This is a genomic window from Oricola thermophila (assembly GCF_013358405.1).
In the GTDB taxonomy this organism is placed as follows: Bacteria; Pseudomonadota; Alphaproteobacteria; order Rhizobiales; family Rhizobiaceae; genus Oricola; species Oricola thermophila.
Genome location: NZ_CP054836.1, coordinates 1,440,477 through 1,456,055, shown reverse-complemented (window position 1 = coordinate 1,456,055; position 15,579 = coordinate 1,440,477). Strand labels below are relative to the sequence as shown.

The 15,579-nt window shown below is 61.2% G+C and carries 25 protein-coding genes; all 25 read left to right on the top strand.

Annotation, left to right across the window (positions count from 1 at the left end; all coding sequences use genetic code 11):
• Window positions 1-2 precede the first annotated feature (2 nt).
• Complete coding sequence (rplV, locus tag HTY61_RS07070; RefSeq protein WP_175276130.1) at window positions 3-392, top strand: 50S ribosomal protein L22; 390 nt, start codon at window positions 3-5, stop codon at window positions 390-392.
• A complete protein-coding gene (gene rpsC / locus HTY61_RS07065; protein WP_175276129.1) occupies window positions 392-1,096 on the top strand; it encodes a 30S ribosomal protein S3 in 705 nt (234 codons plus the stop codon). Before rplV ends, rpsC begins: the two co-directional genes overlap by 1 nt.
• A 25-nt stretch (window positions 1,097-1,121) precedes the next feature.
• Window positions 1,122-1,535 (top strand): 50S ribosomal protein L16, encoded by a 414-nt coding sequence (gene rplP / locus HTY61_RS07060; RefSeq protein WP_175276128.1) that lies wholly within the window; start codon window positions 1,122-1,124, stop codon window positions 1,533-1,535.
• A gap of 11 nt (window positions 1,536-1,546) precedes the next feature.
• A complete protein-coding gene (gene rpmC / locus HTY61_RS07055) occupies window positions 1,547-1,744 on the top strand; it encodes a 50S ribosomal protein L29 (RefSeq protein WP_175276127.1) in 198 nt (65 codons plus the stop codon).
• 1 nt (window position 1,745) lies between these two features.
• The gene (rpsQ, locus tag HTY61_RS07050; RefSeq protein WP_175276126.1) at window positions 1,746-1,988 is read left to right on the top strand and encodes a 30S ribosomal protein S17; all 243 of its coding nucleotides are present in this window, start codon (window positions 1,746-1,748) and stop codon (window positions 1,986-1,988) included.
• Window positions 1,989-2,050: 62 nt separating this feature from the next.
• Entirely contained in the window at window positions 2,051-2,419 is a 369-nt protein-coding gene (rplN, locus tag HTY61_RS07045) for a 50S ribosomal protein L14 (protein ID WP_175276125.1), read from the top strand.
• A gap of 11 nt (window positions 2,420-2,430) precedes the next feature.
• Window positions 2,431-2,742: a 50S ribosomal protein L24 gene (gene rplX / locus HTY61_RS07040; RefSeq protein ID WP_175276124.1), complete on the top strand. Its 312-nt coding sequence runs from the start codon at window positions 2,431-2,433 to the stop codon at window positions 2,740-2,742.
• The gene (rplE, locus tag HTY61_RS07035; RefSeq protein WP_175276123.1) at window positions 2,735-3,292 is read left to right on the top strand and encodes a 50S ribosomal protein L5; all 558 of its coding nucleotides are present in this window, start codon (window positions 2,735-2,737) and stop codon (window positions 3,290-3,292) included. The genes rplX and rplE overlap by 8 nt, the downstream gene beginning before the upstream one ends.
• A gap of 27 nt (window positions 3,293-3,319) precedes the next feature.
• Window positions 3,320-3,625 carry a 30S ribosomal protein S14 gene (rpsN, locus tag HTY61_RS07030; RefSeq protein WP_175276122.1) on the top strand — a complete coding sequence of 102 codons (306 nt, stop codon included), beginning with the start codon at window positions 3,320-3,322 and terminating at the stop codon, window positions 3,623-3,625.
• A gap of 12 nt (window positions 3,626-3,637) precedes the next feature.
• Complete coding sequence (gene rpsH, locus HTY61_RS07025) at window positions 3,638-4,036, top strand: 30S ribosomal protein S8 (protein ID WP_175276121.1); 399 nt, start codon at window positions 3,638-3,640, stop codon at window positions 4,034-4,036.
• A 43-nt stretch (window positions 4,037-4,079) separates the two neighbouring features.
• On the top strand, window positions 4,080-4,613 hold the full coding sequence (rplF, locus tag HTY61_RS07020; protein ID WP_175276120.1) for a 50S ribosomal protein L6: 534 nt from the start codon (window positions 4,080-4,082) through the stop codon (window positions 4,611-4,613).
• Window positions 4,614-4,625: 12 nt separating this feature from the next.
• Window positions 4,626-4,988, top strand: a complete 363-nt coding sequence (rplR, locus tag HTY61_RS07015) for a 50S ribosomal protein L18 (RefSeq protein ID WP_175276119.1) — start codon at window positions 4,626-4,628, stop codon at window positions 4,986-4,988.
• Window positions 4,989-5,028: 40 nt separating this feature from the next.
• Window positions 5,029-5,598, top strand: a complete 570-nt coding sequence (rpsE, locus tag HTY61_RS07010) for a 30S ribosomal protein S5 (RefSeq protein ID WP_175276118.1) — start codon at window positions 5,029-5,031, stop codon at window positions 5,596-5,598.
• A 61-nt stretch (window positions 5,599-5,659) separates the two neighbouring features.
• Window positions 5,660-5,860, top strand: a complete 201-nt coding sequence (rpmD, locus tag HTY61_RS07005) for a 50S ribosomal protein L30 (protein WP_175276117.1) — start codon at window positions 5,660-5,662, stop codon at window positions 5,858-5,860.
• A gap of 17 nt (window positions 5,861-5,877) precedes the next feature.
• On the top strand, window positions 5,878-6,354 hold the full coding sequence (gene rplO, locus HTY61_RS07000; protein WP_175276116.1) for a 50S ribosomal protein L15: 477 nt from the start codon (window positions 5,878-5,880) through the stop codon (window positions 6,352-6,354).
• 161 nt (window positions 6,355-6,515) lie between these two features.
• Window positions 6,516-7,856, top strand: coding sequence for a preprotein translocase subunit SecY (gene secY, locus HTY61_RS06995; protein ID WP_175276115.1), 1,341 nt, complete (start codon window positions 6,516-6,518; stop codon window positions 7,854-7,856).
• The gene (locus HTY61_RS06990; protein WP_175276114.1) at window positions 7,853-8,503 is read left to right on the top strand and encodes an adenylate kinase; all 651 of its coding nucleotides are present in this window, start codon (window positions 7,853-7,855) and stop codon (window positions 8,501-8,503) included. Before secY ends, HTY61_RS06990 begins: the two co-directional genes overlap by 4 nt.
• Before the next feature lie 216 nt (window positions 8,504-8,719).
• A complete protein-coding gene (gene rpsM / locus HTY61_RS06985) occupies window positions 8,720-9,088 on the top strand; it encodes a 30S ribosomal protein S13 (RefSeq protein ID WP_175276113.1) in 369 nt (122 codons plus the stop codon).
• Window positions 9,089-9,183: 95 nt separating this feature from the next.
• Window positions 9,184-9,573 (top strand): 30S ribosomal protein S11, encoded by a 390-nt coding sequence (rpsK, locus tag HTY61_RS06980; RefSeq protein ID WP_175276112.1) that lies wholly within the window; start codon window positions 9,184-9,186, stop codon window positions 9,571-9,573.
• Window positions 9,574-9,663: 90 nt separating this feature from the next.
• Window positions 9,664-10,674, top strand: a complete 1,011-nt coding sequence (locus HTY61_RS06975) for a DNA-directed RNA polymerase subunit alpha (RefSeq protein ID WP_175276111.1) — start codon at window positions 9,664-9,666, stop codon at window positions 10,672-10,674.
• A 37-nt stretch (window positions 10,675-10,711) separates the two neighbouring features.
• The gene (gene rplQ / locus HTY61_RS06970) at window positions 10,712-11,146 is read left to right on the top strand and encodes a 50S ribosomal protein L17 (protein WP_175276110.1); all 435 of its coding nucleotides are present in this window, start codon (window positions 10,712-10,714) and stop codon (window positions 11,144-11,146) included.
• Between the two features lie 125 nt (window positions 11,147-11,271).
• Entirely contained in the window at window positions 11,272-12,762 is a 1,491-nt protein-coding gene (locus tag HTY61_RS06965; protein WP_175276109.1) for a Do family serine endopeptidase, read from the top strand.
• Between the two features lie 7 nt (window positions 12,763-12,769).
• Window positions 12,770-14,092: a replication-associated recombination protein A gene (locus HTY61_RS06960; protein WP_175276108.1), complete on the top strand. Its 1,323-nt coding sequence runs from the start codon at window positions 12,770-12,772 to the stop codon at window positions 14,090-14,092.
• A 20-nt stretch (window positions 14,093-14,112) separates the two neighbouring features.
• Window positions 14,113-14,931: an aspartyl/asparaginyl beta-hydroxylase domain-containing protein gene (locus HTY61_RS06955; protein WP_175276107.1), complete on the top strand. Its 819-nt coding sequence runs from the start codon at window positions 14,113-14,115 to the stop codon at window positions 14,929-14,931.
• Between the two features lie 76 nt (window positions 14,932-15,007).
• Window positions 15,008-15,562, top strand: coding sequence for a flavodoxin domain-containing protein (locus tag HTY61_RS06950; RefSeq protein ID WP_175276106.1), 555 nt, complete (start codon window positions 15,008-15,010; stop codon window positions 15,560-15,562).
• Window positions 15,563-15,579 lie beyond the last annotated feature (17 nt).

The window sequence follows — 15,579 nt, the reverse complement described above, 5'->3', positions numbered from 1 at the left end:
CCATGGGCAAGCCCAAGGCACCGCGCCGGCTGGCCGACAACGAAGCGCGTGCGGTCACCCGCACCATCCGCGTCAGCCCGCAAAAGCTCAATCTGGTTGCGGCCATGATCCGGGGCAAGAAGGTCGACGCCGCGCTGGCGGATCTGACCTTCTCGCGCAAGCGTATCGCCGCCACCGTGAAGAAGACGTTGGAGTCGGCGATCGCAAACGCTGAAAACAACCACGATCTCGACGTTGACGCCCTGGTGGTTGCCGAGGCTTATGTCGGCAAGTCGATCGTGATGAAGCGCTTTCATGCCCGCGGTCGCGGTCGTGCCAGCCGTATCGAGAAACCGTTCTCTCACCTCACCATCGTCGTGCGTGAGCAGGCCGAAGTAGAGGAGGCCGCATAATGGGTCAGAAAATCAATCCGATCGGCCTTCGCCTCGGCATCAACCGGACCTGGGATTCGCGCTGGTACGCCAATTCCGGCGAGTATGGCGAGCTGTTGCACGAGGATCTGAAGATCCGCGAGTACCTGATGAAGGAACTCAAGCAGGCGGCTGTATCGAAGATTGTCATCGAGCGTCCACACAAGAAGTGCCGCGTGACGATACACTCGGCCCGTCCGGGTATCATCATCGGCAAGAAGGGCGCCGACATCGAGAAGCTCCGCCGCAAGCTGTCGGAGTTCACCTCGGCGGAAACGCATCTCAACATTGTTGAAGTGCGCAAGCCGGAGATCGATGCGAACCTGGTGGCCCAATCGATTGCGCAGCAGCTCGAGCGCCGCGTTGCCTTCCGTCGTGCCATGAAGCGTGCCGTCCAGTCGGCCATGCGCCTTGGCGCCGAGGGCATCCGCATCAATTGCGCGGGCCGCCTTGGCGGCGCGGAAATCGCGCGCACCGAGTGGTACCGCGAGGGCCGTGTGCCGCTGCACACGCTTCGTGCCGACGTGGACTACGGAACCGCCGAGGCCGAAACGGCCTATGGCATCTGCGGCATCAAGGTCTGGATCTTCAAGGGCGAAATCCTCGAACACGATCCGATGGCCTCCGAGCGCCGGGCAACGGAATCCGACAGCCAGGGTTCTGGCCGCCGTCGCGATAACGCGTAAGCGGACGGGATTGGAGTAAGAGACAATGCTGCAACCGAAACGGACAAAGTACCGCAAGCAGTTCAAGGGCAAGATCCATGGAGTCGCCAAGGGCGGCACCGCCCTGAACTTCGGCGAATACGGCCTGAAGGCGCTGGAACCCAACCGCGTCAATGCTCGCGAGATCGAGGCGGCCCGCCGCGCGATCACGCGTCACATGAAGCGCGCCGGTCGGGTCTGGATCCGGATTTTCCCGGACGTGCCGGTCACCTCGAAGCCGACCGAAGTGCGCATGGGTAAGGGCAAGGGCTCGGTCGACTACTGGGCGGCCAAGGTGAAGCCTGGTCGGGTCATGTTCGAGATTGACGGCGTGCCGGAAGATGTCGCCCGCGAGGCACTGCGCCTCGGCGCCGCCAAGCTTTCGGTCAAGACACGCTTTATCCAGCGTATCGCCGAGTAGGAGTGAAGTTGATGAAAGCCTCTGATGTAAGGGCCATGAGCGCCGATCAGCTCGCCGACGAGCTTGCGAAGCTGAAGAAGGAGCAGTTCAACCTGCGCTTCCAGAAAGCGACCGGCCAGCTGGAGAAAACCTCGCGCGTACGCGAAGTGCGCCGCGACATTGCCCGTATCAAGACGATCGCCGCCGAGATGGCGGCTAAAGGGAAGTAACATGCCAAAACGCATTCTTCAGGGCACCGTCGTGAGCGACAAGAATGACAAGACCGTCGTGGTCAAGGTCGAACGCCGTTTCACGCACCCGCTGTTCAAAAAGACCGTGCGCCGCACCAAGAAGTACAAGGCGCATGATGAGAACAATCAGTTCAAGGTTGGCGATTCCGTCTTCATCCAGGAGAGCGCGCCGATTTCGAAGGACAAGTGCTGGGTGGTCGTGACAGACCAGCCTGCAGGCTAACCGAAACGCAAACATGCGGCTTCCGCGGAAGCCAGCTGGACAGACTTAAAAGGCAGCCAGTCATGATTCAGATGCAAACAAACCTCGATGTCGCCGACAACTCCGGCGCCCGTCGTGTTCAGTGCATCAAGGTGCTGGGCGGCTCCAAGCGCAAATATGCTTCCGTGGGCGACGTGATCGTTGTCTCGGTGAAGGAAGCGATCCCGCGCGGCCGCGTCAAGAAAGGCGACGTGATGAAAGCCGTCGTCGTTCGCACCGCGAGCGACATTCGCCGTCCCGACGGTAGCGTTATCCGCTTCGACAAGAACGCGGCCGTTATCGTGGACAACAAGAAAGAACCGGTCGGCACCCGTATCTTCGGCCCTGTGCCGCGCGAACTGCGCGCCAAGGCCCACATGAAGATTATCTCGCTGGCGCCGGAAGTTCTGTAAGGAGAGACACGATGCAGAAGATCCGCAAAGGCGACGAGGTCGTCGTGCTCACCGGCAAGGACAAGGGCCGCAAGGGCTCGGTCCTGAAGGTCATGCCGAAGGAGAATCGTGCGATTGTCTCCGGCATTAACGTGGTGAAACGCCACCAGCGCCAGACGGCGAACCAGGAAGGCGGCATTGTCTCGAAGGAGGCGCCGATCCACCTGTCTAACCTGGCCGTGGTGGACCCGAAAGATTCCAAGCCGACCCGTGTCGGTTTCCGCATGGAGGGCGATCGCAAGGTCCGCTACTCCAAACGTTCCGGAGAAGTGATCGATGGCTGACGCAAAGTACGAACCGCGGCTGAAGACGCTGTACCGCGATGCCGTGCGCAAGCAGATGCTTGAGCAGTTCGGCTACTCGAACGAGATGGAGATCCCCCGTGTGACGAAGATCGTCGTCAACATGGGCGTTGGCGAAGCGACGGCCGATTCCAAGAAGCCGGCGTCGGCTGCGGAGGATCTGACCCTGATCACCGGCCAGCGCGCGGTGATCACGCACGCCCGCAACTCGATTGCCGGGTTCAAGGTGCGCGAGGGCATGCCGATCGGCGCCAAGGTCACGCTTCGCGGCGACCGGATGTTCGAGTTCATGGACCGCCTGGTCAACATCGCGCTTCCGCGCGTTCGCGACTTCCGCGGTCTCAACCCGAAGAGCTTCGATGGACGTGGCAACTTCGCCATGGGCCTGAAGGAGCACATCGTGTTCCCCGAGATCAACTACGACAAGGTCGATCAGATCTGGGGAATGGATATCATCGTTTGTACGACGGCGAAGACGGACGACGAAGCCCGGGCCCTGCTCAAGGCCTTCAACTTCCCGTTCCGCCAGTAACGGCAAGCGTAAAAAGGAAAAGCACGCATGGCTAAAGTCAGCGCAGTCGAAAAGAATAACCGCCGCCGCAAGCTGGCGCGTCAGTACGCAGCGAAGCGCGCCTCGCTGAAGGCGATCATCATGGATCGCTCGAAGCCGATCGAAGAGCGCTTCAAGGCGACACTGAAGCTCGCGGAAATGCCCCGCAACTCCGCCAAGGTGCGGGTGCGCAATCGCTGCGAAGTGTCGGGTCGTCCGCGGGGTTACTATCGCAAGCTCAAGATGTCTCGCATCGCGCTTCGTGAACTCGGCTCACTCGGCCGTGTTCCCGGCATCGTGAAATCCAGCTGGTAAGGGGAAACAAAGATGTCCATGTCAGATCCTCTCGGCGATATGCTGACACGTATCCGCAACGGCATTCACCGTTCCAAGGACCGTGTTTCCACGCCGGCTTCCACATTGCGCGGCCGCGTGCTGGATGTGCTGAAGAGCGAAGGCTACATTCGCGATTACTCGCAGGTCGAGTATTCTTCGGGCAAGGCGGAATTCGAGATCGAGTTGAAGTATTTCGACGGCGCTCCGGTCATTCGCAAAATCGAACGTGTTTCCAAGCCGGGTCGGCGGGTCTATGTCGGGGTCAAGTCGATTCCGCATGTGGCCAACGGTCTTGGCATCTCGATCCTGTCCACTCCGCGAGGCGTGATGGCGGATCATGAGGCACGTGAACAGAACGTCGGTGGCGAGCTTCTTTGCCGCGTCTTCTGACGCAGCGGAATGCAACGAGCCCAGTAAACGGACAGGTTGAACAATGTCGCGTATTGGTAAGAAACCGGTAGCTATCCCGGATGGTGTCACGGCCACCGTCGACGGTCAGACCGTGACGGCGAAAGGCCCGAAGGGCGAGCTGAAATTCGTCGTCAACGACGAGGTCCTGGTCGCTCTCGAAGACGGTGCGGTCGCGGTCTCGCCGCGCGACCAGTCGAAGGACGCACGCTCCAAGTGGGGCATGTCACGTTCCATGATTGCCAATATCATGGAAGGCGTGAAGAACGGCTTCGAGCGCAAGCTTGAAATCAACGGCGTCGGCTATCGTGCTGCTATGCAGGGCAAGAACATCCAGCTCTCGCTCGGCTACAGCCACGAAGTGGTCTACGAAGTGCCGGAAGGCATTACCGCCGCGTGCCCCAAACCGACGGAAATCGTTATCTCCGGCATCGACAAGCAGAAGCTTGGCCAGGTTGCCGCCGAGATTCGCAAGTTCCGTCCGCCGGAACCCTACAAGGGCAAGGGCGTGAAATATGCGGAGGAGACAATCATCCGCAAAGAAGGCAAGAAGAAGTAAGGACAACGCGTCATGGCCAAGACCAAGGAATCCGTTACGCGCCGTGCGCAGCGCGTCCGCCGTCAGATCAAAAAGGTGGCCAATGGCCGCCCGCGTCTTTCGGTGTATCGTTCCTCCAAGAACATCTATGCGCAGGTTATCGATGACAGTGCCGGCCATACGGTTGCCGCTGCTTCCACGCTTGACACGGATCTGAAGGGTGCGCTTAAGACCGGCGCGGATACCGCTGCTGCCGCGGCGGTGGGCAAACTGCTTGCCGAGCGTGCCGTCAAGGCGGGCATCAAGGATGTCGTGTTTGATCGTGGTGGATATATTTACCACGGCCGGGTAAAGGCGCTCGCCGATGCGGCGCGTGAGGCTGGCCTGAATTTCTAACCAACCAACCGTGCTTCCGGAAAAGAAAAAGGACTAGGATATGGCACATCAGGACCGTGGAGGTCGCGGGCGCGACCGTGGGTCGCGCGATGAGGTAGAGAGCGAGTTCGTAGACAAGCTCGTCCACATCAACCGCGTTGCGAAAGTTGTTAAGGGCGGCCGCCGCTTCGGCTTCGCCGCTCTCGTCGTTGTCGGCGACCAGAAGGGGCGTGTCGGCTTCGGTCATGGCAAGGCGCGTGAAGTGCCGGAGGCCATCCGTAAGGCGACCGAAGCCGCGAAGCGCGACATGATCTTCGTCCCGCTGCGCTCGGGCCGTACGCTGCATCACGACGTCGAGGGGCGTCATGGCGCTGGCAAGGTCCTGCTGCGCGCGGCCACGCCGGGTACCGGAATCATTGCCGGTGGTCCTATGCGTGCCGTATTCGAAACGCTTGGCGTTCAGGACGTGGTTGCCAAGTCGCTCGGTACGTCGAACCCGTACAACATGGTTCGCGCCACCTTCGATGCCCTGAAGAAGCAGGTGCATCCGAAAGATGTCGCCGCCCAGCGTGGCATCAAGTATTCCACGCTTCAGGCTCGCCGCCGCGAGCTGATCGGCGCCGAAGAATAGACTGATCGTGCTCCTCGCCCCTCCGATGAGAGGGCAGGGGCCATTGGAAGGAAACTGACTGATGGCTGACAAGAAGAAGGGCGCCACGATCACCGTCGAACAGATCGGCAGCCCGATCCGCCGGCCGGCCGACCAGGAGAAAACCCTGATCGGACTCGGCCTCAACAAGATGCACCGTCGTCGTACGCTGGAAGACACCCCGGCAGTACGCGGCATGATCCGCAAGGTTCAGCACCTCGTCCGTATCGTGGACGAGGCCTGATAGCGGGGAGAAAGATCATGAACCTCAACGAATTGCGTGACAACGAAGGCGCTCGCCCCTCCCGCAAGCGCGTCGGGCGCGGCATCGGCTCCGGCAAGGGCAAGACCGGCGGTCGCGGCGTGAAAGGCCAGAAGTCCCGTTCGGGCGTGGCGATCAAGGGCTACGAAGGCGGCCAGATGCCGATCTACCGGCGCCTTCCGAAGCGCGGCTTCAACAACATTTTCGCCAAGGACTTCAACATCGTTTCGCTCGGTCGTATCCAGGCGGCAATCGATGCCGGAAAGCTGGACGCGAAGAAGACCATCGATGCGGCGACCTTGGCCGAGGCTGGCGTCATCCGGCGCGTCAGGGATGGCGTCCGGATCCTTGCCGATGGCGAGTTGAAGGCGAAGGTGAAGTTCGAGGTGGCCGGTGCATCTAAATCGGCCGTCGAGAAGATCGAGAAGGCCGGCGGCTCCATTACCGTTCTCGCGGCCAAGTCGGCCAGCGAGTAAATCCTGCCAAGGGGCGACGATTTAGTCGTCGCCCCTTTCATCACGCGTTTCTTGACTTGCGTCCCTCCGGCATGGCGCTTATCTCCGCACAGAAATGCGTTGATCCCGGCCGGGTGCAGTCCGGCCGACCGTAGGCCTCAGGCGAACCGGAGAAATCCCATATGGCATCGGCAGCAGAACAGCTTGCAGCAAATCTGAACTTCGGCGCTTTCGCCAAAGCCGAGGAACTCAAGAAACGCATCTGGTTCACGATTGGCGCCTTGCTCGTCTACCGGCTCGGCACCTATATTCCGCTGCCGGGGCTCGACATGGATGCGTTCGCCCAGGCGTTTTCCAATCAGTCCGGCGGCATCCTCGGCATGTTCAACATGTTTGCCGGTGGCGCGGTTGAGCGCATGGCGATCTTCGCGCTCGGTATCATGCCGTACATTTCGGCCTCGATCGCTATCCAGCTGATGACCTCTGTCATCCCGGCGCTTGAACAGCTCAAGAAGGAAGGCGAGCAGGGCCGCAAGGTCATCAACCAGTACACTCGCTACGGTACCGTCCTTCTTGCGACCCTGCAGGCATACGGAATTGCTGTCGGGCTGGAAAGCGGCAGCGGCATCGTGTCCGATCCGGGCTGGTTCTTCCGCATATCCACGGTCATAACCTTGGTCGGCGGCACCATGTTCCTGATGTGGCTGGGCGAACAGATCACGGCTCGCGGCATCGGTAACGGCATCTCGCTGATCATCTTCTCAGGTATCGTGGCGGGCCTGCCGTCAGCTGTAGCCGGGACGCTGGAACTCGGCCGTACCGGCGCGATCTCGACCGGAATCATCATCGGAATCATCATTCTCGCGATCGTCGTGATCGCGGCGATTGTCATCGTCGAACGCGCGCAGCGCCGTCTGCTTATCCAGTACCCGAAACGTCAGGTCGGCAACCGCATGTTCCAGGGCGATACGTCGCACCTGCCATTGAAGCTGAACACGGCCGGAGTTATTCCGCCCATTTTCGCTTCGTCGCTGTTGCTGCTGCCGGCGACGCTTGCCGGATTCTCGGATACCACGACGCTTCCAGGGTGGGCGACGACGATCCTGGCGGCGCTTGGTCACGGGCAGCCGCTCTACATGCTGTTCTATGCGTCGATGATCGTCTTCTTTGCCTTCTTCTACACGGCAATCGTGTTCAACCCGCAGGACACCGCTGACAATCTGAAGAAGCACTCGGGCTTCATTCCGGGCATCCGTCCCGGGCAGCGCACTGCTGAATATATCGACTACGTGCTGACGCGTATCACTGTAGTTGGTGCCATCTATCTGGTTCTGGTGTGCCTGTTACCCGAATTCCTAATAGCCTCGACCGGCGTACCGTTCTATCTCGGCGGCACGTCTTTGCTCATCGTGGTGAGCGTGACCCTCGATACTGTTGCGCAGATCCAGGGGCACTTGATCGCCCACCAGTATGAGGGCCTGATCAAGAAATCGAAATTGCGCGGGGGGAAACGCGGACGATGAGACTGATTCTTCTTGGACCGCCGGGAGCCGGCAAGGGCACGCAGGCGCAGCGACTTGTTGAGAAATACGGCATACCGCAGCTCTCGACGGGCGACATGCTGCGGGCGGCGGTGAAGGCGGGGACCGAGGTCGGAAAGCGCGCAGAAGCGGTAATGAATGCCGGCAAGCTCGTCTCCGACGACATCGTGAACGCGATCGTCTCCGAGCGCATCGATGAACCGGACTGCGCCGACGGATTCATTCTCGACGGCTATCCGCGAACGCTCGTGCAGGCGGATGCGGTGGAGCAGATGCTCAAGGACAAGGGAATCGCGCTTGATGCGGTGATCGAACTGGAGGTCGACGACGAGGTTCTGGTCGATCGCATCTCCGGCCGCTACAGCTGCGCGAGCTGCGGCGCGGTCTATCACGACACGCTCAAGAAGCCGGAGAAGGAAGGCGTCTGCGACAAGTGCGGTTCCACCGAGTTCAAGCGCCGGGCGGATGACCAGCCGGAGAAGGTCTGGACCAGGCTTCAAGCCTATTACAAGGAAACCTCGCCTCTTATCGGCTACTACTACGCGAAGGGGCTGCTGAAGAGCGTTGACGGTCTGAGGTCGATCGAGGATGTCGCTTCGCAGATCGACGAGATACTCGAGAACGCATGACCGCGCGGATGCGGGAAGGCAGGATGCGCAAAATAGCGGTAAGTCCTGTTGACTCGCGGTATGGGCGGGATTATAGCGGCGCATCTTCCTCGAAAGACTGGTTGAACGTGCCCTTGTGGCGCGATGCCGCTTGAAAAGGAGAACCCGCAGGGGCCGGCCTCCACCGGACGCGGGTAAACACAACCGCCGGTTCGACCGGCCGACATGGAGAATAGAATGGCACGTATTGCCGGTGTTAACCTGCCTTCGGGCAAGCGCGTAGTGATCGCACTTCAATACATTCACGGTATCGGTCCGAAATTCGCGCAGGAAATCATCGAGAAGAACAACATTCCGGCCGAGCGCCGGGTTCACGAGATGACGGACGCCGAGGTGCTCGGTATCCGCGAAACCATTGACCGCGATTACCAGGTCGAGGGTGATTTGCGTCGTGAAGTCTCGATGAACATCAAGCGTCTGATGGACCTTGGCTGCTACCGTGGTCTGCGGCACCGCCGCAACCTGCCTGTCCGCGGCCAGCGCACGCACACCAACGCGCGTACCCGCAAGGGTCCGGCGAAAGCCATCGCAGGCAAGAAGAAGTAATCTGAATGAATCGGGCCGCGTCATCGACGCGGCTCCCGCTCATTCCCAGGTGTAGCCGCTGGAATTACGGCGGTGCAGAGATCGAAAGGAAGATCATGGCAAAGGATGCCGGTCGCGTTCGTCGTCGCGAGCGCAAGAACATCTCTTCGGGTGTTGCTCACGTCAATTCGACATTCAACAACACGATGATCACCATCACCGATGCACAGGGCAACACGATTGCCTGGTCGTCGGCAGGTATGCAGGGCTTCAAGGGGTCGCGCAAATCCACCCCGTTTGCAGCGCAGGTTGCGGCCGAGGATTGTGCCCGCAAGGCACAGGAGCATGGCATGCGTTCACTTGAAGTGGAGGTTTGCGGACCGGGTTCCGGCCGCGAGTCGGCTCTGCGCGCATTGCAGGCCGCCGGCTTCACGATCACCTCGATCCGGGACGTGACGCCGATTCCGCACAATGGTTGCCGCCCGCGCAAGAAGCGTCGCGTCTAATCGTTCCAGAGGCGACGCCGATCCTGCGTTGCCTGTTTTCAGGTCTGTTGCCACGATTGGATGGTGGCAAGGAAGCTGAGGAAAACTGCCGTGATACACAAGAACTGGCAAGAACTGATCAAGCCGAAGAAGGTCGAGTTCAAGAGCGACGGCACCAACAAGGTGACGCTCGTCGCCGAACCGCTCGAGCGCGGCTTCGGTCTCACTCTCGGAAATGCGCTGCGCCGCGTTCTGCTGTCTTCTCTGCGGGGCGCCGCGGTGACCGCCGTGCAGATCGACGGTGTGCTGCATGAATTCTCTTCGATCGCAGGCGTGCGCGAGGATGTTACGGATATCGTTCTGAACATCAAGGAAATCGCCATCCGGATGGAAGGCGACGGCCCGAAGCGCATGGTTGTCCGGAAGCAGGGCCCGGGTGCTGTGACCGCTGGCGACATTCAGACTGTCGGCGATGTCGAGATACTCAATCCGGATCACGTGATCTGCACGCTCGACGAAGGTGCGGAAATCCGCATGGAATTCACCGTCGACAATGGCAAGGGCTACGTGCCTGCCGACCGCAATCGCGCCGAGGATGCGCCGATCGGTCTTATTCCGGTCGACAGCCTCTATTCTCCGGTCCGCAAGGTCTCCTACAAGGTGGAAAACACCCGTGAAGGCCAGGTCCTCGACTACGACAAGTTGACCATGACGATCGAGACCAACGGAGCGGTTTCGGGCGAGGATGCGGTCGCGTTCGCGGCCCGTATCCTGCAGGATCAGCTCGGTGTGTTCGTCAACTTCGAAGAGCCGCAGAAGGAAGTGGAGGAGGAGACCGTTCAGGAACTCGCCTTCAATCCGGCGCTTCTCAAGAAGGTCGACGAGTTGGAGCTCTCGGTGCGCTCGGCGAATTGTCTCAAGAACGACAATATCGTCTACATCGGCGATCTTATCCAGAAGACCGAGGGCGAAATGCTGCGGACTCCGAATTTCGGTCGCAAGTCGTTGAACGAAATCAAGGAAGTGCTGGCGTCCATGGGCCTCCATCTCGGTATGGAAGTGCCCGCCTGGCCGCCGGAAAACATCGAAGACCTCGCGAAGCGTTACGAGGATCACTACTGATCACCGGGTGACCGGATAACTTTCAAGGAGAAGGCTCATGCGCCACGGAAAATCGGGCCGCAAGCTGAACCGCACTGCAAGCCATCGCAAGGCGATGTTTGCCAATATGGCAGCCTCGCTGATCGAGCACGAGCAGATTGTGACCACGCTGCCCAAAGCCAAGGAAATCCGCCCCATCGTCGAGAAGCTGGTTACGCTCGGCAAGAGGGGTGACCTGCACGCACGCCGCCAGGCTATCGCCGCGATTCGCGACGAGAACCAGGTACGCAAGCTGTTCGACACGCTGGCGACGCGTTATGCGGATCGCAATGGCGGCTATATCCGGATCATGAAGGCCGGCTTCCGTCATGGCGACAATGCGCCCATGGCGGTTGTCGAGTTCGTCGACCGCGATGTCGATGCCAAGGGCGCGGCGGACCGTGCCCGGGCCGAAGCCGAAGAGGAACCGGCAGCGGCAGAAGAGGCCGCCTGAGTTCCCGGTCGTCCGGTGCTTGCCGGACGGCGCTGACAGCTACGATGTGACACGGGAAGAGGGGCCTTTTGCGGCCCCTTTTTTTCGTTATGGTTGCGGCGATTCCGCAAGGCCTGGGAGTGCTGATGATGGCGTTATTCAAAGCTTGCCGCGTGGCATTGCTCTCGATCCTGGTCGTGGCGACCGGAGTGCCGCCTGCTCTGGCGCAGGAGGGCGGGCAGTCTGCCGGCGAGATATTGCTGGACCTGTTTGCCGGGCGCGACCGCCAGGACAATGCCGGCGCGGAGCGCCGTGTCCCGCTCAGCCGCGACGAGATGCAGCTCTCCTTCGCGCCGCTGGTGAAGGCGACGGCGCCGGCCGTGGTCAATGTCTATGCAGCCCGACTGGTCCAGCAGCGCTCGCCATTCGCCGGGGATCCGTTCTTCGAGTTCTTCTTCGGACCCGGCTTCTCGGGGCCGACGCGCCCGCGCATGGAACAGTCTCTCGGCTCCGGCGTGATCGTCGACCCGTCGGGCCTGATCGTGACGAACAACCACGTGATCGGCGATGCCGACGAGATCAAGGTGGCGCTTTCGGACGGTGAGGAGTTCGAAAGCACCGTCGTGCTGCGTGACGAGCGCGCCGACCTCGCCGTGCTCCAGATCGACGCGGGCCGCGATCTGGATTATCTCGAGATCGCGGATTCGGATGCGGTCGAGATCGGCGATCTCGTGCTCGCCATTGGCAACCCCTTCGGCGTCGGCCAGACGGTTACCTCGGGCATCGTGTCCGCCCTGGCGCGCAACCGCGTCGGTGTCTCCGATTTCGGCTTCTTCATCCAGACGGACGCGGCAATCAATCCCGGCAATTCCGGTGGTGCCCTCATATCCATGTCCGGCAAGCTGATCGGCATCAACACCGCGATCGTATCGCGCTCGGGTGGTTCCATAGGCATCGGCTTCGCGATCCCCTCCAACATGGTCCGCGCCGTTATCGACCAGGCCAGGGGCGGGGCGGATGCATTCGAGCGGCCCTATATCGGCGCACGCTTCGACACGGTGACGCCGGCGATTGCCGAGAGCCTCGGCATGCGGCGGCCGTCGGGCGCGATCGTCACCGAGGTCGATCGCGGCAGTCCCGCCGACAGGGCCGGGATTCGCCCCGGAGATGTCGTGCTCAGCATGGATGGGCATCCGATCGAGCATCCCGATGCGCTTGAGTATCGGCTCGAGACCGCCGGGCCGGGCCGTACGGTCACATTCGCCATGCTTTCACGCGGCCAGCGCGTCGCCGTCGATCTTACGCTTGAGCAAGTGCCCGAAACCGTGCCCGCGAACGAGACGCAGATCGCGGGGACCAGCCCGCTTTCCGGCGCGACCGTCGCAAACATCTCGCCGCGAGTGCTCGATCGTCTCAATGTCCGCTTTCGCGGTGAGGGGGTAATCGTCACCGACGTTCGGCGCGGCTCCACCGCCGACAGGATCGGGTTCAAGCGGGGCGATGTTCTGATCGCGATCAATGGCCTGCAGATCGACACGGTTGACACCGTGGCGGAGATCGCTGCCTCGACCGATCGTTCCTGGAGCTTCGTAATCAACCGGGACGGCCGCATCATTCGGCAGTTCTTCCGGGGCTAGCGGGCATATGTCGGATCTCTTCGGCGCCGGGGCACCCGCGCAAACCGGAAAAGGCCACCGGCCGCTTGCCGACCGGCTGCGGCCGACCCGTCTCGAGGATGTCGTCGGGCAGGACCACCTGACCGGACCGGACGGAGCGCTTACGCGCATGATTGCGTCGGGCAGCCTGGGCAACATCATCTTCTGGGGACCGCCAGGCACGGGCAAGACCACCATCGCACGCCTCCTTGCGGGCGCGGCGGACCTGCATTTCGAGCAGATATCCGCGATCTTCAGCGGCGTCGCCGATCTGAAGAAGGTGTTCGACGCAGCGAGGATGCGGTTGCAGAACGGCACGCAGACGCTCCTGTTCGTGGACGAGATCCATCGCTTCAACCGGGCTCAGCAGGACTCCTTCCTGCCTGTGGTAGAGGACGGCACGATCCTGCTGGTCGGTGCGACGACGGAGAATCCGTCCTTCGAGCTCAATGCCGCCCTGCTGTCTCGTGCCAGGGTGCTGACGCTGAACCGGCTTGAGCCGGATTGCCTTGAAGCCCTGCTGAAGCGCGCGGAGGCCGAAACGGGCCGCGAACTTCCGGTTACCGAAGGCGCGCGCGGCCTGCTCGTCGGCATGGCGGACGGCGATGGCCGGGCTGCACTGACGCTGGCCGAGGAGGTCTTCCGCTCCGTCAAGGAGGGCGAAACCCTGGACGAGGACGGGCTCCGCCGTATCGTTCAGCGACGCGCACCGGTCTACGACAAGGGGCAGGACGGCCATTACAACCTGATCTCCGCATTGCACAAGTCGGTGCGCGGTTCCGATCCCGATGCAGCGCTCTATTATCTTGCTCGCATGTTCGATGCCGGCGAGGATCCACTCTATATAGGGCGGCGCCTCGTGCGCATGGCCAGCGAGGATATAGGCCTTGCCGATCCGCAGGCGCTGACGGTCGCGCTGGCCGCCAAGGATGCCTACGACTATCTCGGATCGCCGGAAGGCGAACTGGCGCTGGCGCAAGCCTGCATCTACCTGGCCACCGCGCCGAAATCGAATGCCGCCTATACCGCCTACAAGGCGGCGCTGCGCTCGGCGAAAGAGTCCGGTTCGCTCCTGCCACCAAAACATATTCTCAATGCCCCGACCAAGCTGATGTCGTCGGAGGGATATGGTGAAGGCTATCGATACGACCACGATGAGCCGGACGCATTTTCCGGGCAGGACTACTTTCCGGAAACGATGGGACGAAAGCAGTTCTACCGGCCGGTGGAGCGGGGATTCGAGCGTGACATCAGGAAGCGGCTGGAGTACTGGTCGAATTTGCGCCGCGAAAGGCAGAAGAAATCCGACTGAAATCCACCGTACGTCATCCCATGCAACGCGCCACAAAAAAGGCCATCAGGCGGATAGCGATCGCCGTTCCCGTGCTGGCCATACTGTTCTATTTCATTCCGTGGATCACGGCGATATGGCTTGTCGCCGGCGCGGTCGATGTCATGCGCAACAAGCCGAAGACGGCGTTGTTGTTCAATCGCTACTTCATGGGCAACGGAATACCGACATTCCTGCTTGCGCCCCTCAACCTGCTGATCGACCTCCTGTCCTACAGGAATCCCGGCATCTATACGCTGGACGACTTTCCGGACGAGTATCGCCGCGAAATCGAGGACGTTCTGGATACCTTCAGGAACCGGAAGGAAGAGATAATTGCCAGGGTGGACGATGCCTTCAGCGACGGGCGTCGCGGCATGTATGTCTGGCGCTGGTACGGCAATCGGCAAGCGGACGACGTTCCCGAGTTCAACCGGGACTTCAAGTTCGTGAAGACGATTGCGCTTTCCGTCTTCAGCGGCAAGGAATCCACGACCTGGCATTTCGGGCCATTGCGGCTGTCGATACGAGTCCTGCTCAATCTGGACCCGGCGGACTCCGACGAGGTCTATATCGAGTGCCAGGGCGTCAAGCACATGTGGCGCGACAATCCGCTCTACATCTTCGATGACACGCTGTTCCACCAGTCCGTCAATCGCCTCGATGCGCGGCGGTACAACGTGTTCATGGATGTGGTGCGACCTTCTCCATTTCCCGGGCTCGTGTCCGTCATGCTGGCGGGAGTCTCGGCAATAGCGGACCAGATCAAGTCGGTCTTCTACAAGAACTGGAAGATCCTCGGGCAGGGCAAGGGCGCCTGACCGGTGCTGAAGGATTGACCGCGATCAAGGCGACTGCGACAAATTCCGTCTAGGCCGGACGCGAAGGAGGATCGTCATGCGCATTCTAGTCCTGTACGCAACAGTCGAAGGCCACACGCGGAAGATCGTCGGGCACCTGACATCGACGCTCGAAAAGGCCGGCCACGATGTTCGCCTGATCGATTCGACCGGCGACGACACCGTGCCCGCAGCTGACGAATTCGATGCCGTAATCGCCGCCGCGCCCGTGCATGTCGGCAGTTTCCCCGCGCCGCTTCGCCGTTTCGTGAAGGCCAATGCGGAAACGCTGATGGCGCGGCCGGGTGCATTCATCTCCGTATCGCTGTCCGCCGCGTCGGCGGACAAGGGCGAGGTGCAGGAGATCGCCGACTGCGTGGAGGAATTCAGCAAGGAAACCGGGTGGTGGCCGATCTCCATTCATCATGCAGCCGGGGCGTTGAAATACACCGAGTATGATTTCTTCCGGCGCTGGATGCTGAAGCGGATCGCCGGCAAGGAAGGCGGGCCGACCGACACGTCCCGCGATCACGAATTTACCGACTGGAACGCGCTCGACGCGTTCGTGAAGGAATTCGTGGAGCAGGCACCCAATTTGGCCGGAAAAATCTGAGCATCCTCGCGGCGGGG